The organism is Lactobacillus sp. CBA3605, assembly GCF_002970915.1.
In the GTDB taxonomy this organism is placed as follows: Bacteria; Bacillota; Bacilli; order Lactobacillales; family Lactobacillaceae; genus Lactiplantibacillus.
This window is the reverse complement of record NZ_CP027190.1, coordinates 116834-133115: the sequence shown is the minus strand read 5'-3', so window position 1 is coordinate 133115 and position 16282 is coordinate 116834. Positions and strand designations below refer to the sequence as shown.

Sequence of the window (16282 nt, the reverse complement as noted above, 5' to 3'; positions counted from 1 at the left end):
TAATCCTCCTTAATTAAATTGCTTTCCTAACAAAACCTTGCCCAGCTTGTAATCGTTTAGCCGCCTCATCATGATCCAAATCCGTCAAAACCATTACGATTGCCAATTTCACATCTTGATCTGCTGCGATAAACGCCGTCGTTGCCGTTGTACTTGAACAATCCGTGGCTTGCATGATGATGCGCTTAGCACGTTCAACCAATTTTTCATTAGTAGGTTTAACATCGACCATTAAATTTTGATAGACCTTACCAATGCCAATCATTGAAACAGTCGACAACATATTCAAAACTAATTTTTGAGCCGTCCCTGACTTTAGCCGGGTTGACCCAGTTAAAATTTCAGGACCAACATCCACTTCAATGGCAGTATCCGCATGCTCACTAATAAGTGCTCCTGGATTACAGGCCAAGCTCACCGTTGCTGCCCCCACCGTCTTGGCATAATCTAAACCACCAATCACGTAAGGTGTCCGACCGCTTGCGGCAATCCCGACAACCGTATCATTAGCGGTTAAATGCGCAGTGACGAGATCTTGTTTGCCAAATGCTTTAGAATCCTCTGCACCTTCGACTGCAACGGTCATGGCAGTCATGCCACCAGCGATTAAGCCTTGAACCATCTCGGGCTCAGTTCCAAAGGTTGGCACACACTCCGCAGCATCTAATACGCCTAAGCGTCCACTAGTGCCAGCGCCAATATAAAATAAGCGACCACCAGATTGGAAACTTTTAATGATGCTTTTGACAGCGGTTTCAACTTGGGGTAAAACTTTTGCAATCGCTGTCGGTACCTTTTGATCTTCCTGATTCATTAAAGTTAAAACATCTGCAACCGGCATGGTGTCGAGCGCCATCGTTTTCTGATTACGCGTTTCAGTAGTTAAGTGACTTAAATTCATTGGTTAGGTTCCTCCTTAATTATCTTCACGGCCTGATTACCACCAATTAATGGTAATAACGCCACATCTGCAGCACTGATTTGACCGACAACGTTCACCCGTTGATCCGGCGCCAACCCGCGTTTAATCAGTTGTAATTCGCCAACATAGCGACCGTATGCGTCATTATCAATTGTAATGGCGCCAATTGGTCGACTAACTGGCGGCACAGGCATAATCGCAGTTAACCGTTGACGGCCTTCGACGAGTCGCACCACATCACGCGCCACATCAATCCGATTATGCCAAAGCTGATCATACAATGCTGGGACAGTCGTTCGACCAGTTAATTGTAAAATATCATTTTTAAAATACTGTTCGAATTGGTAGCGAACGCGGCAACTCAGTGCTGGGTCCCCAATATAGACACGATCGACATGATCATATCGTAATAAATTCAAAGCCGCGGCTAATGGTTGACGATTACGATCACATTCTAACGTTGGTAACCCCGCCTTAATGGGACCACGTCGCTCAGCATCACCGGCAACAAATGCCATAGTCGTAAACCCTTGTGCTTGTAACCATTGATTCTTCGTTTTCAACCAGGCCTCATCTAATCCCGTTTCGGGACGTGGATAATAGTTGTGCCAAGCTTCCAAATGATCAAAATTGGCATTAGCCGCCTTTAACGCCAAAATATTGGCTGTCGTAATCGTACTTGCATTCAGTGCAATTGGAAGTTGCTGTGACAGGGACGCAATAGTTGCCATCTCAACACCATCATCAATTCTTAAGGTAGTAACGCCTAATGCCATCATGTCGTTGGGATTCTCAATGGCTAGTCCCATCCGTCGCATACCCGCCGCCGACACATCAGCGGTCAACGTTAGACCTAATCGCTGGCAGGCCGCACCCAAAGTCTTGAGCCGTGCTAAATATTGCGTCGCATCCTCTTCAGGAATATGTAACGAGGTGAAGACGCCGGTAAAGCCGGCTTGTTGTAAGCTGGCCATTTTTTCAAATTGATGCGTATCTAATGGCTGATTCAAATAAACCGAAAAACCAAGCATGAGTCTCGCTCCTTTCAATGAAATCGTTTTCATTTGCTTGTCATTAATATACCATCAATGTATTTAAATTACAATATGTTTTAATATATTCTTTTATTTTTGAAACTATTATTCAATAAAAGACTTTAAAAACAAATTTATTTTTAAATTCTCAAGTCAATAACTAATAAATCACTTATAAAACCTTCCAAAATAAAGTGCGACGAAAAACTTAACAACCGTTTTTCGTCGCACTTTATTTAAGTTACAGTTTTTTCAACTGGTAAGCATCGTTTAATTAAATAGCTAATTTCATAGTAATCAGCTGTTTATGACTCAAAGTCACGAACAACCAATTTACACAACCAACCGGCGACGTCGCAACTGACTAAATGCCTGCTGAATTATCGCTAAGATAACGACCACCCACACCCCAAGCGTTACGTTCGTACCCAGCGTAGTGATCCGGCTAGGGGTATACCGAACAGTCAAGACATTACGCCCCCGATGCTGCTTAATGGAAATGTCCCCAACCCAATTATGTTTCATTTGCTGATGTGTTAATGGTTTTCCATTTAAAGTTAATGTTGACCGTCGATAAGCTACGACAGGCACAGAGCGCGTCTTAGCTTGCTTGGCCGTCCATGTTAACCGAACACCAGCCCTCACAACCCGATAGCTAAACTTATGCTTTTGCGCTGAAAATCTCTTTAAATAAGCCTTGTAAACATTCGCATGGGTTTCAACTTTATGCGTAATCGGAATATAGTCCGGCGTCGTCCGATCAGCTTCTCGGATTAGTTTGCTTAAATCACGTGTATGAAAAGCCGGTTGCAATTGCATAAAATGCGTCAATTTAGAATGCACATTATTGTCCGCAGTTTGCAGGCCACTAGCCAAGGAGGTGGTCGGTTGTAACGTCCGATGCACATTTTTTACAACTTTTTGCGTGCAGAGTAACAATGATAACAGCGCTAGCAATAGACTCGCAAAGACCAGTCCCTTATGCAATTTTACACTTTCAGTGCCGCGGGCAGCGTCATGATAGATGAGCGCCGCCGCAACAATTAGAAATGGCGTCCCAACTAGTGAAATACGGCGCGGCATTTGTAAAAATGATTGCAAATATGGCATGTTTTTTTGAATTAAATCCCAAGGAATTAAACTTGTACCCGCGATTGCATAACATAAAGCAACGACGGCCAGTAACTTGGTAAATCCATGTAATCGCGACCAGAACATAATTAGCCCCATCACCATTGCGTAGACGATTACCGTCATGACAATATCACTATTGGAATCAACGCTATTATAAATTGGCTGTAGAATCAAACTGGTATTGCTCATCATATCCATTGCAACCGGTGGAATTAACGTATTGCCACGGTAAACCTCTAACAACGGGAGTAGCGCATTTAAACTAAGTAAAAGTGCTAACAACACTGCTACTAATAAATTTAATAGGGCTTTTAGTTTGAATCTAGATTGCCACAAACCACGAACAAAAAATGGGATTAAGAACGGGAGCAATAACGCAACTGTTAAAACTTGAAATTGAGCCAAGATGCCAATATAGATGCCCAGTTTAAGCATTGCGGGTAATCGCCAGTCCCCCTTATACAGATCTAGCATTGGCCCGATAAATATCGGCAGTAGCCCAAACGCAATTGATCGCCAAGTGACCCCAAAAATAAACCCATAGACCGCATTAGAACTTAGAAAAATAATCCCTAATGCCAATGATAGCCGTTGTGATAATTGAAAATGACGTGCGGCATGATAGGTCACATAGCCACTAATGAAGTAAACTAGAAAAATACTTACTAATTGGAAACGATACCAGGTACCCACTAGCAATAACACGGCCCCGGCAAGATAAGTAATTAGTGGACTATATAGACTATTAACAATTCGTCCAGCTTGTTGAAATGAATAAATATTAATAAAACTAATATTATGGTTCTTTAATTGCATGGCAGCTTCATAAATTCGACTATATTGAAAATAACCATCAACACCTAATAAGGCCTGTTGATTAAAAATCAGTGGACTCATCAATAAAAGTACGGCAAGGCAAATAATAACAATCGCCCTTTTATTCTTAGACATAAGTAACGTTTCCTCCCCAAATGGCGCATCTAAAAATTGTTTATACTATGTCAATGTTAAAGCTAACCCCTCAAAAGTTATCAATAACTGGTTAGCATTGACATTTAAATGAAAACGACCTTTTTAATTATAGGCGATTTTCATATTTTATACTACTCATTTTAGCATATCCAAACTAGCGTAACTCAGTGCCTATTTTCCGGCCTTCAGTTCACTAAATTAATTGTGATTATAGCAAACAACGCTGACGCTTATCAAGTTGATCATTTAAATTTGAACAAATCAAAATAATTACGATTAATAAAAGGTCCTAGGCTAATCACTATAATCTGATTAGCCTAGGACTTAGTTAATTAACCTGGCGTGGTCGCCACCACAAACGAGTCAAAACAAACACTAATACAGTACCAACAAACCCAACAATTGTTTTAGTTCCAGTTAAACTGGTAGGTGCATGCGTCATAGCAACTGAATACTGTAAGCTATTTTGCGGCTGCCGCAGGATACGTCCCGTTTGTTGACTATATTGCGTCTGCACTGAACCATATTGAACCGGCAACTTGCCGCGATTAATAATGGTCACCGTTAAAGTTGCCGCTGGCGTAGTCGGATAACTCATTTTAGCAACCTGCTTTGGCTGGCCGGTACGTTGTAGTCGCTGCTGACCAACCTGTAACTTAACTGTCACTAACCCGTGCGTTGATTTAGGCAGTAATCGTAACTGATTACTTGCCACCGACACTGGTAATTTAACGCGTAATACTTGTCCTGGCTGCAGCGTTCGTCGATTTGGTGTAAAGTACGCACCATTCCCTTGACGAGCGGCACTATAACCGGTTATTGATGTACTACGACTAGTCTGACGAATACTCCACAAACTGAATCCAGCACCTAAAATAGCCAAACCGCTATAAAGTTGCCGGCGGTGCAAGGTTAATTTCCGGTCTGGCCGGTGGGCCCAACCAAGACAGCCGAGTAACATGACTACTGGCAATAAGGGCAAGGCATACCGTGGTTCAACTTCCCACAACAACACGTGAAAACTCGTTAGCCCTAATATTGTTAGGACCAAGAAACCGACCATTAAGCGATGCTGACTGCGCGTCACTAAAACACCGATACTCCCAATTAGTAAAACCAGATACCAGGATTGGGTTACCATCACTAACCAGAATTGAATCGTACGCTGTCGTTGCCGATACCAACCAGGTTCCCGTAACCATTGTGTTGTGAGCTTAAAGCTATCGAAATCGCCAGTTGCTAAAAATACCCGTAATTTCCTAATCACATGAACTGCGATTCCAGTTGGTCGTAAGGTTTTCAAGCGTGACCTAATCATCTTCTGCGTCATTTTTTGTTTGCCCGCCTGTGTCGGGATACGGCGAACGCGAGTAAAATCGGCATTATTATATTGCCCATTAGTCTTCGGATTCAAACTCATTGCAATCCAACTAGTCACTGGTACCGCAGCATTCACATCTTTTTGATAGCCAGCTTGCGTTGCTAACTTAGATAGCCCCGCTGACATTAAGCCTAAAATAACGATACTACCAACCAGCCATTTTAGCACTAACTGCCATGATAAGTGCCGCTGTACACCAGCAACTAGTAAAGTAATCACCGCCGCCAACCATAACACAATCATGTTACTTTTCATCACGACGCCTAAACCAAGCAAAATCCATGTCGTGCCACCAGCTAGCCAACGTGACCACCCCGTTTTAGTGCCCCACCACCAACTAAGCGCTAAAATATCAATTATTAATGGCATAACTAAGGCATCCGTATAAGCGAATAATGCATAGGCATACACAGGCACACTAACTAACCAAGTCAGCATCAAGCCGAACGCCCCAGGTCGCCAACGTTGCCAATGCCACAGTAGACTTAATCCAGCAATTAACCCAGTATCTAACCAGATAAAACGTAAGCAATTTAACAAGACCCATGGCGTTTTTAGACCTAACGCTAGCACCCCTTTTAGTAAGCCCGCTTCCAATAACGTAAAATTAACATTGTTCGGATAGACTTTAAAATATTCCGCCCAGTTAGACTTACCTTGAACCAGCGCTAGCGCTTGATTACGGACAAAAAAGGCATCGGCCCGGCTGGCATCGACAAAGTGCACCGCTACCCAGACTTGAACAATGACAATTAAGCCACCTAACCCCCACAACCAATACCGATAAGCACGGACCGACCACTGGTTAATCCAGGCTTTTAAACCACTTAAAATCAAAATTAAGCCTAAAACAAGCAAAACACTGACGACTGGTGACACCCAGTCTTGGTCAGCAAAAAAATGAATTGGCAAGAAGATGGCAAAGCCAACAGCCCAGCACAAAATCCCAGCAGCTAACCAATTCAGGCCAACCAGTAATCGCTTAGTCATTGTACTGTTGGTGCTTCGTAAATAAGGCGGGTTGCTGAGCCGCACTGTAATCATCCGTTTCGATAATATAGCGTGGCCGGTGTTTAACTTCCGCAAAGATCTTACCGATGTATTCCCCAATAATACTTATGCCAATCAATTGAATACCTCCTAAGAACCATAAACTCATCATTAACGAGGTCCAGCCATCAATCACATTTCCTGTAAAAAAACGTACAGTCGCGTAAATTAACATCAATAGACTAATCCCGATGACAAACAACCCGAGCGTCATAATCGCTTTAATTGGCGCTACCGAAAATGATGTAATCCCATCAATGGCAAATGCCATCATCTTTTTAAATGGATACTTTGATTCACCAGCCAGACGGGGCTTACGCCGATAATATAGCTTACTTGTTTTTAACCCAAGTTGCGGTACAATGCCACGCAAAAACAAATTCGTTTCATGATAACGCATTAAAGTCGCTACCGCCCGCTGGCTAAGCAACCGAAAATCTGCATGATCTGGCACTAATTGAACGCCGATATGCCGCATCAAGCGATAGAATGTTTCTGCAGTCCAACGTTTAAAGTGTGAATCACTCGTCCGGTCGTTGCGGACCCCTAAAACCACTTCATTGCCTGCTTTAAAACGAGCGACCATTTCGGGAATTAGATTTGGATCATCTTGTAAATCCGCATCAATCGTCACTACCGCATCCGAAAATTTGCCAGCGACTTTCATACCCGCCATTAACGCATTTTGATGACCAAAGTTGCGACTAAATTTCAAGCCACTGAAAACTTTATTCTGCGCCTCAAACTGGCGAATTAATTGCCACGTTTTGTCCGCACTACCATCATCAACAAAAAGCACCTGGCTATCTTGATTGATTTGTTGCGCTTGAACCAATTGGGTCACAATTTCACCCAACACGGCGGACGACTTTGGTAAAACGGCTTCTTCATTATAGCATGGTACCACAATGGTTAACCGTGGCTGCTTCATCATGGAACTCCCCCTTAAATAAACAAATCTAACTCTGAAATTTTGACATACTAGCTCGTTAGTACCCCAAATACTAACCAACTCAGACACTAGTCTAGTCCTATGCTTAATATTATACCGATATCGTTAACTTAATACGAAGTAAACTGCATTATAATTAACCGGCTAAATAATCGACTTAACTAAACAATCCAAATGGTTGCTTTCTAACACTGACTAAATTATTGTATATTGAAACGCTAATTTAAGCACTGAACGACTTATGACTAGTCCGTTGTCCTCCCCAATCTATTTTTAACAACCTAAACTTATTGAGGTGGTTCAGATGCAAAGAAACGTACAGCGTGCATGGACAGTCCCGCTAACAGCGGGGATGCTTGCGCTAATGATTGTCAGTGCCGTCTTATGGCAACAACAAATTACACCATTTGGTGATCATAATTTATTGATTAGTGATATGGGAACACAGTATCTCTCATTTTTCACGACTTATCGCCATGCATTGCTTAATCATAATTTCCAATTATATTCCTTTTCCCAATCTTTGGGTGGGAGCATGGTCCCCACGATTGCTTACTATTTAATGAGCCCGTTTAATTTGATTATTTTAGCGTTCCCAGCTGCACAATTGCCGACTGGTATCACGATTATTATCATGGTCAAAATCAGTACAATTGCGATAACGACCACGCGTTTTTTACAATCGCACTACCAAACCAATCGACGGTCAGCCGCCTTATTTGGGTTGGCCTTTAGCTTATGCGGTTTCGTGGCCTTGAATTATTTTGACCTGATGTGGCTAGATGCCCTCATTTGGTTGCCTTTAATTCTTAAAGGTCTCGATCATTTACTCGCCACTGGTCATGCCGCCCGTTTTTTTTGGTGGCTATGGATCAGTATTGTCACTGACTTCTACTTGGGATACATGACTTGTCTCTTTGTGGGCTACTATCTCATCTATCAATTAGTCCTAACTAAAAAGATCAGCTTTTGGCAAACTGTTTACCAACGCCGATATCGACTACTACAAGTCTTAATGACCGGGGTACTAAGTGTGGTTAGCGCGTTGTTTTTGTTGATTCCAACTGCACTAGGGATGCTCCAAACTGCGAAGACCGCGCAAACTATCACAAATTTTTTGCCCTTACCCCAATTTGGACTCGAAGTTTTTAGCCAGTTAGGGTTAGGTGCTAATAACTATGCCCAACGCCTAGCACATGCGCCGACCATTTTTTGTACGACTTTCGTCATCTTGTTGGTGATGACTTATTTTGTTCATCCACAAATTACGAAACGCCGGCGTCAAGCGGCTGGCGTTTTATTACTGGCGCTATTGCTAAGTATGCTCATTCAACTATTTAATACCATTTGGCATCTGTTTCAGCAACCAGCTGGTTTTCCATTCCGGAATGCCTTCTTCTTTAGTTTTGTTTTAATTATGTTAGCCTATGAGACTTGGTTAGCTGGCCCCCGGCAAATCACCTGGCGCTGGCAACGGCGACTCCCTAGTCTTTTAACCGTTGGCCTTATCATTGGCTGGTTAACTAATTATGGGCTTAAACACCCTCTTACCAGTTCAACCTTAGCCTTAAGTCTAGGCTATGTGTGGCTTACAACGGCCGCCATCTTTCTTGTCAAACGACAACAAGCACTCTTAATCACAGGCATCGTAATGACTGAGTTAGGCAGCAACCTACTATTAAGTATGCAAACAACTTCATTCGGTAGTCAGGCCATCTATCAAATAGCCTACACGACGGAAGCAAAACAGATGCAAAAAGTCAGTGACCCTGATGGACAACTTTATCGGGTTAATAATACAAATACCCTCATTAATCATGCTTATCGTGAAAAATATAATAATTATAATGATCCATTACTGTTTAACTTTCACGGCATCAATTATTATAGTTCAACTTTAAATGAACAATCTCGCCTAACCTTGCAGAACCTAGGTCTCTATAGTCGCAATGCCCGCCGGATTAATTCGGAAGGGTTAACGCCAGTCAGTGCCATGCTATTGGGCATTAAATACAATGTCTTTCTGCGGCATAACGGGCATGCACAAACCGAACTCAACTCTAATTATCTGGGAATGGGATTTGTTATTCCAGCACAACTCACTCAGGTAACGTTAGCACCTAATCAAGCCCTCGCTAATCAAGAGCAGATTTTACAAAATATTCAGGCTAGCATTTCGCCGTACTACATGGCAACGTCTTTCGAACAAAATGCAGTAACCACGAATGGACATCACTATCAGCATCGGTTGAAAGTAAAGATTAATGCCAGTGGCCCCCTGTATTACAGTGATCCGCACCAAGAGACCCGCTATTCAACATTTAAAGTTAATGGCCGGCCAGTGACACCTAGCGTCAATGCTGATTATCAAAGCTTGTTATGGCAGTTAGGGACTTATCGCCGTGGTCAAACGGTCACCTTACAATTTGAGACCAGTCATCGGCAATTAACGACTAGCCAACAGCTTGCCAGTCTGGATAGCGCCACTTTCAAAGCCGCTTATGACACGCTTAAATCAAGCGCCTTTATTCCGAAGTATCATGCGCGTGGCTTGACTACTACCGTCACTGGACACATTAATAACCACAGTAATAAGCATTGGTTATACGTTGCTATTCCGTATGATACGGCTTGGCAGGCCACGGTTAATGCCCAACCGGTTAATACTAAAAAAATCATCGGTGGCTTAACTGCACTGCCAGTTAAGGCTGGTCAAAATAAGATTCAGTTGCAGTATCATGTCCCGGCATTAAAATTTAGTAGTGTGCTCTCACTACTAGGTTTCATAACCTTTGGTTTTTGGACGGGATATCAACACTACCATACGAAACGACGACAACTTGACCAGCAACGTTTTAAACACTACCATGCACGTAAATAGTGACCATCTTTTTCTAAGAAAATCTTATTTAATGCTTATCTAAAGGCAATAGTTATCCGAGTCAATTTTGGCTAAACTAAGGTTATTCAATGATGAAGGGACCTGACACTAATGCCAAAACAACGACTACATCTGCAACATCAAACGAAAACCAACCTAAAAGTAACCTCACCGGCAGTACACTATACTACTGATTTACCAGCAACTTGGCAATGGCAACTGTTTTCTTAAGCGGGTTGAATAATCGCATAAAATGAACGGCGTGAATCGTAGTGGGCTTACAAACTTCATTTTGCTAAATTATGAAACTTTAACTTAAAGAGCTGCTTTACCGTGCCAGTCAGTGGTTAAACGACAACAAAATAAAAAGGCCGTAACTTTTAAAGCTGCAGCCTTTTTATTTTTGTCTTAATTCAGATTATCGTAGGCACCTACCATCATTTATGACTGGATAAAGCAACTTTGATTGACGCTACTAGGTAAATTCGCTACACTTTGCCTAATATTAAATAAGGTGAGAGGTTAAGCCCATGTCAACCATGCTAGCGCCAAAATTAGCAGTCTTTAAGTCCTTCACGACCGCCATTCCCGACACAATCCATCGAGAACAAGTCATAACTGTCTTAAACTGGGTCGTCACAACATTCCCAGAACTTGCCCCGCGTTATGCTTGGAATCAAACAATGTTTACCCATCATGCCACATTCATCGTCGGCTTCAGTGTTGCCAAGCCACATTTTAATATTGCTTTGGAAAAGATCACCCTCGACCACTTCGCGCCCCAAATTAATGCTAGCGGTGACCGTGTTACGACCATGCTTTGGCAAGTCACTTATGGTCACTCTGTTAACTATTCGCTACTACAACAAGCTATTCAGTACAATCTTGACACCAAACAAACAATTACCACTTTCTGGCGTCCTAAAGCCAACTAATTGTATTAACCATTTAATTAGTTGCTAGTAACAACATCTTAACGAATTAGAGTTTCTCATTTCACCACAATTGACTGGCAATATAATCAGCAACTAGCTTGCCACCCGTCGCCGAAAAATGAATATGGTCGCCACAATCAAATCTTGGCGCTAACTTAGCTAAATCTGCTGGTTCAGCTACATAACTTGCCACGTCAATTGTAGTGTCAAATTGACGTAAATAGTGATTGATTGCTTGTCGCCGTGTCTCTTTTTCGGCTGTCCAACCAGCTTGACTATCAATAACGCTGGTTTTAAATGGTGTCACCGTTAGCCGAATAAGCTTAGTCTGAGTTTTTGCTGCTAATTGTTCAACCTGCAATAAACCTGCAATCATTTCAGTGGCAGTTGGGAGTTCTGATACCGGTGACCCAGTCCCCGGATGTAACAAATCATTCAGTCCCGCCATAAAAATCAATTGATCCACTGGCTGTTCAACTAATAATTGCGCTAAGCGGTCTAACCCAGCCGCACCAAAACTAGGACTCCACACTGAAGTAGAGTGTCCTGGCCATAATAGTCGATTGCCAGAAATTCCACCATTAATCACACCCCACTGGTCTGGAAACCGAGTTGTAAAAATTTGCGTCAGCGCCGCTGAATAATAGCCTTGATTGGTTAATGAATCACCAAAAAACAAGAGTTGCTGGGCGGGTTGTCTGCGGTCAATCTCAATCGCATCAACGCCAAAGAACCGTTGCGTCGCTGCCGATGTCAGCCTAATCCGTGATTGATCCAAAGTTTGCATTAATGTCTGTGGGCTAGTTGTGGGTGAGACCGTGACTATCTTTAACCAATCTCCCGCCTGCACTGTCAGCGTTAGCCAATCCGTCCAGCAGCGCTGATGAGCTGGTACAGAAAAATTGGCCTGACCATTAACCCGCCCCAGCAAGGTCTCGGTCCGATCATTCAAACTGATTTCCAATTGTGAGATAACTAGAGCCGTAGCCCCAAAATCATTGGCAATTTCTAGCCTTAGCCGGTGAGTCCCTAACGATTGTTTAATCTGAACGACTTGCTTATGCGCCTGATTAATCGCCTTAATATTAGGAAAATTTGCTACCATTTGCCGCCAAGCGGTGACTTTAACCATCTATATCCCCAACCTCTCCTCATGATAAACTCAGTTTAATCACCCCGCGCTTAGGATGCAACTATTTGAAAGTTTACTGGTCATAAATTAACCGTAGTTTACATAATTTTAATTTATTGTAGTTAAATTGGCAACAAAAAAACCATCCCAACCTAACTTTGATTAGTTATGGGATGGCCTAAAAATCATTTAGTTGCGATTATCGCATAGCTGCAACGTTTTTAACTAGAAATCAGTACTTTCATTACCAGCATTTAAGGCCGCTAATGCTGCTTTTAACGTCTCCCCATGGGCAATTACCGTCCCAGTCGCATGCCCTGGCTCACCTGTAATTTCTGCTTCATCATATATTTGTAACTGATTGTAAGGAAATGTGTTGGCTTGCACAAAAACCGTTTTAAGATGCGTTATATCTGGATAATCGTACATCACATCGGCTAACGGCTCACCTAACTTAACGTGTAATAACAAGCGTGGTACACTCGAGCCGCTGGCCTTACTAATCAAGGCAATGGTCGCTAGACTCATTGGTTCTACCGTCGCCAAGCGCAACGCTTCATCAATAATCGTTAACCGGACAGTATATAACCCGGGCACCCCAAAAGTCAGTACCCGCCGTTTAATTTCATCACGTAAGGCATCAATCGCCTGATTTTCAGCCTTATCTTGAATTGGAAAAACCGAGATGGCACCATGCACATTGGTCCGTAGATTATTGCCTGCAATAATCTCACTAATGCCAAAAATCATGACTGATTCACCATCCGTAATCACTTCAACGGCAGGAGAATCATTAGTCTTAATCTGTTCACGTGGTAAGCTATTATTAATTTGAATCACGTGATAACCAAGCTGGGTTAATTGTTGCCCCAACCGATAATCATGATACGTGGTAAAAATGACACTTGGTTTTTCAATCGCTAACACATTCAATATATCTGAAACCTGTTTCGGTTCAATATACCGTTTCGTCGCTAATTGCGGCGTCATCGCCACACTATTAGGATTCGCATTAATTAGAATTGGCCGATAATCGGCCTTCTTTAAATAGAACAATAGTTGCGAAATCAGATAGTCATTGGCATGATTCGTCCCAATACGATTCGCACCGGAACCAATCACCAGCGCACTACGTTCAGCAATGGGCTGACTTTCATTATCGAACTCATATGTTGAATAATACGTATTGGTCTGTTCAGTAAACTCGCCAGCGGTTGGTTCAACTTCTTTAAACGTCGGCTGAATTTCATTCTCGATGGCAAAGTGACTGACCTTACTAGGTTCAACATTCCAGGCAGCTGCAGCATCTTCATCCGTGAAGCCGAAATACTTGGCACGCCCCAGCGCATGTACATCTAACGGATGCGCTCGTAAAGCTTCTTCAATTTCGATGATATGACGTAATTTATAAAAGTAAAACGCATCTATCTTCGTCAATTCAGCTAATTCGTCAATTTGATACCCTCGATTGAGAGCTTCCAATAAAACTAACATGCGTCCGGCTTGCGGATGAATCAAACGCTGAATTAATTCACCTTCAGAATAATTCTGTGGTCGGTTGGCGATGACGTGATAACGTGACTCATCGGTCGAACGTAACCCTTTTAATAGCGCTTCTTCCGTGGAACGGCCAATCCCAATCACTGACCCCGTCGACTCCATAACCGTATCTAATTGGTGACTGACCTTTTTTAACACGTTAAACGGCCAGACTGGAATCCGGCAAACAATGTGATCGAGAACCGGTTCAATTAAAGCAGTCTGCTTCCGATAATTAGCCGGTAATTTAACTTCTGCCAAACTAACCCCCACCATTAAACTCGCAGCAATCATCGCAATCGGATAACCGGTTGCCCGCGCAGCTAACGCCATGGTGCGATCAAAATAAGGGGTCACTTTAATCACATAATAGTGTTGGGTCGTCGGATCTAACGCAAACTGAATATGACAAGCACCAACTAAATGTAACGCCCGCATAATTTTTAACGTTGCTGATCGAAATTGCTGATACTCCTGATCGGTAATCGTTTGGGTCGGGACAAAAATAATGGAATCAGCGGAATGAATCCCAACCGGATCAAAATTTTCCATACCACTGACTAGTAACGCAGTATCTTTCACATCGCGCATGCCAACAAATTCAAGTTCTTTATAGCCCACGATACTTTGTTCCACAATACATTGCTTAACCGCCGAGAGTTTAAACCCATGTGATAATGCTACTGCTAAATCATCTTCATCCTCACACAATTGCCGACTAGTTTCGATGCGGGGCGCAACCGCTTTTACAATCACTGGGAACCCCACAGCTTTAACCACTTGGTCAGCCTCGACTTGACTTGCCACAACCTGTGACGCAATCACCGGTTGACCTAAGGCTCGTAACCGATTGCTCATTAGCGCTGGATTAACCACCATATCAATGGTTTCAGTATCCCACTGTAATAATCGAACTTGATTATTTTTTAAAACATTATTACGAATCAACCCTTGCACTAAATTGACGCCTTGAATGCCGCCTAACGATGCAATAAGGCCGGTTGGTTGCTCAGCTTCAATAATCTTAGTTAAGGCCGCAACTGTTAATGGTTCCAGATAAACTTTGTCCGCAAAGTTATTTTCCGCAGCCACTGAAAATGGATTGTTATCGACTAGAATAACCGCAATCCCCAGTTTATGAATGGCTTGTCCAATTTGAGTAACCGCCGCATCATGCTGGCCCTCACGACCGATGTCATTATGGCCGGCGCCGATAATTAAAACCTTTTGTAATGTTTGACTGTCTATATTCACCAGACCGGCCCCCTTGCTTGCTGCATTGATTCGACAAATTCATCAAAGATATCACGCGCATCAGTTGGACCTGGCGCACCATCCGGAAAGAACTGTACCGAAAATGCTGGGAAGTCACGATAACGTAACCCTTGAATCGTCCCATCAATCAAATCCACAAACGTCGTAATTAATTTGTCACGATCCACAGTTTCTGGATTAACTGTAAAACCTTGACCTTGCGATGCATAAATAATTTGATTCGTAATCACTTCGCGAATCGGATGGTTGGCACCGTGATGTTCTGGTGAAAGCTTCATAATTTTAGCGCCGTTAGCCATCGCAAATAATTCATGACCTAAGCCAATAGCAAATAACGGCACCCGGGTCTGGACATTCTTAATCATCGTTAAGACACTATCTGGTAAGTCTTGCGGTTTCCCTGGGCCGGTCGATAAAATGACCCCATCGGGATCTAAATTAATGATTTCCTCCATCGTAGCCGTATACGGTAAAACGGTGACATTGCAAGCACGCTTGCTTAACTCCCGTAAAATACCATGTTTCAACCCGAAATCAACGACCACCACATTTAGCCCGGTTCCGGGATTAGGAAATGGCTTTGGGGTCGCGACAGCAGCAACTTGCTGATTAGTTAAAACGGTGGCGCCCAATTGATCAAAGGCATGAGCATCCGCAACATCCACAATACTGGCTTTCATAGGGCCACTCGCGCGCAATTGCTTGGCAAGATGCCGTGTGTCAATATGACTAATTCCTGGAATGTTTTGCTGCTTTAAATACTGATCAAGTGACCAGCGGCGCTGACGATTGGTTGAAATGCTTGCTACATCACGCACCACCACGCCTTTAACCGTGGGCAAAATCGATTCATAACTATCGTGATTAATCCCATAGCTCCCAATCGTTGGCTGGGTAAAGGCAATAATTTGATTATGATAAATTTGATTTGTAATAATTTCTTGATAGCCCGTCATGCTAGTGTTTAGCACAATTTCACCGGTAGAAACCGCTGGTGATCCAAAACCCTCACCAAGATAGGCACTGCCGTCTTCAAGAATCAAATAGCGGTCTGCCATGTCGATCCCTTCTCATC

10 protein-coding genes are annotated in these 16282 nt (G+C 42.8%); 2 read left to right on the top strand and 8 right to left on the bottom strand.

Going from position 1 to position 16282, the window contains the following annotated elements; genetic code table 11:
- Positions 1–13 precede the first annotated feature (13 nt).
- From murQ to C5Z25_RS00610, 5 genes are all read right to left on the bottom strand, one after another.
- Positions 14–901, bottom strand: coding sequence for an N-acetylmuramic acid 6-phosphate etherase (gene murQ, locus C5Z25_RS00630; RefSeq protein ID WP_105450736.1), 888 nt, complete (start codon positions 899–901; stop codon positions 14–16).
- Positions 898–1953, bottom strand: coding sequence for a MupG family TIM beta-alpha barrel fold protein (locus C5Z25_RS00625; RefSeq protein WP_105450735.1), 1056 nt, complete (start codon positions 1951–1953; stop codon positions 898–900). Before C5Z25_RS00625 ends, murQ begins: the two co-directional genes overlap by 4 nt.
- A 336-nt stretch (positions 1954–2289) precedes the next feature.
- Complete coding sequence (locus tag C5Z25_RS00620) at positions 2290–4041, bottom strand: hypothetical protein (protein ID WP_105450733.1); 1752 nt, start codon at positions 4039–4041, stop codon at positions 2290–2292.
- 349 nt (positions 4042–4390) lie between these two features.
- Positions 4391–6433, bottom strand: a complete 2043-nt coding sequence (locus C5Z25_RS00615; RefSeq protein ID WP_105450731.1) for a hypothetical protein — start codon at positions 6431–6433, stop codon at positions 4391–4393.
- Entirely contained in the window at positions 6426–7424 is a 999-nt protein-coding gene (locus tag C5Z25_RS00610; protein ID WP_105450729.1) for a glycosyltransferase family 2 protein, read from the bottom strand. The genes C5Z25_RS00615 and C5Z25_RS00610 overlap by 8 nt, the downstream gene beginning before the upstream one ends.
- Before the next feature lie 325 nt (positions 7425–7749).
- Between C5Z25_RS00610 and C5Z25_RS00605 the strand changes: the two genes are divergently transcribed.
- On the top strand, positions 7750–10326 hold the full coding sequence (locus C5Z25_RS00605) for a YfhO family protein (RefSeq protein WP_105450727.1): 2577 nt from the start codon (positions 7750–7752) through the stop codon (positions 10324–10326).
- A gap of 530 nt (positions 10327–10856) precedes the next feature.
- Positions 10857–11261, top strand: a complete 405-nt coding sequence (locus tag C5Z25_RS00600) for an iron chaperone (RefSeq protein ID WP_370447204.1) — start codon at positions 10857–10859, stop codon at positions 11259–11261.
- A gap of 61 nt (positions 11262–11322) precedes the next feature.
- Here C5Z25_RS00600 and C5Z25_RS00595 read toward each other — a convergent pair whose 3' ends face one another.
- From C5Z25_RS00595 to C5Z25_RS00585, 3 genes are all read right to left on the bottom strand, one after another.
- Entirely contained in the window at positions 11323–12393 is a 1071-nt protein-coding gene (locus C5Z25_RS00595) for a GDSL-type esterase/lipase family protein (protein WP_105450725.1), read from the bottom strand.
- A 225-nt stretch (positions 12394–12618) separates the two neighbouring features.
- Positions 12619–15186 carry a carbamoyl phosphate synthase preATP-grasp domain-containing protein gene (locus C5Z25_RS00590; RefSeq protein ID WP_234002757.1) on the bottom strand — a complete coding sequence of 856 codons (2568 nt, stop codon included), beginning with the start codon at positions 15184–15186 and terminating at the stop codon, positions 12619–12621.
- Positions 15183–16265 (bottom strand): carbamoyl phosphate synthase small subunit, encoded by a 1083-nt coding sequence (locus C5Z25_RS00585; protein WP_105450723.1) that lies wholly within the window; start codon positions 16263–16265, stop codon positions 15183–15185. The genes C5Z25_RS00590 and C5Z25_RS00585 overlap by 4 nt, the downstream gene beginning before the upstream one ends.
- Between the last annotated feature and the right edge of the window lie 17 nt (positions 16266–16282).

Coding starts and splice junctions, on each gene's coding strand:
- C5Z25_RS00615 (WP_105450731.1), bottom strand. CDS start 6,433: ATGACTAAGCGATTACTGGTTGGCCTGAATTGGTTAGCTGCTGGGATT.
- C5Z25_RS00595 (WP_105450725.1), bottom strand. CDS start 12,393: ATGGTTAAAGTCACCGCTTGGCGGCAAATGGTAGCAAATTTTCCTAAT.
- C5Z25_RS00600 (WP_370447204.1), top strand. CDS start 10,857: ATGTCAACCATGCTAGCGCCAAAATTAGCAGTCTTTAAGTCCTTCACG.
- C5Z25_RS00585 (WP_105450723.1), bottom strand. CDS start 16,265: ATGGCAGACCGCTATTTGATTCTTGAAGACGGCAGTGCCTATCTTGGT.
- C5Z25_RS00620 (WP_105450733.1), bottom strand. CDS start 4,041: ATGTCTAAGAATAAAAGGGCGATTGTTATTATTTGCCTTGCCGTACTT.
- C5Z25_RS00605 (WP_105450727.1), top strand. CDS start 7,750: ATGCAAAGAAACGTACAGCGTGCATGGACAGTCCCGCTAACAGCGGGG.
- C5Z25_RS00610 (WP_105450729.1), bottom strand. CDS start 7,424: ATGAAGCAGCCACGGTTAACCATTGTGGTACCATGCTATAATGAAGAA.
- C5Z25_RS00625 (WP_105450735.1), bottom strand. CDS start 1,953: ATGCTTGGTTTTTCGGTTTATTTGAATCAGCCATTAGATACGCATCAA.
- murQ (WP_105450736.1), bottom strand. CDS start 901: ATGAATTTAAGTCACTTAACTACTGAAACGCGTAATCAGAAAACGATG.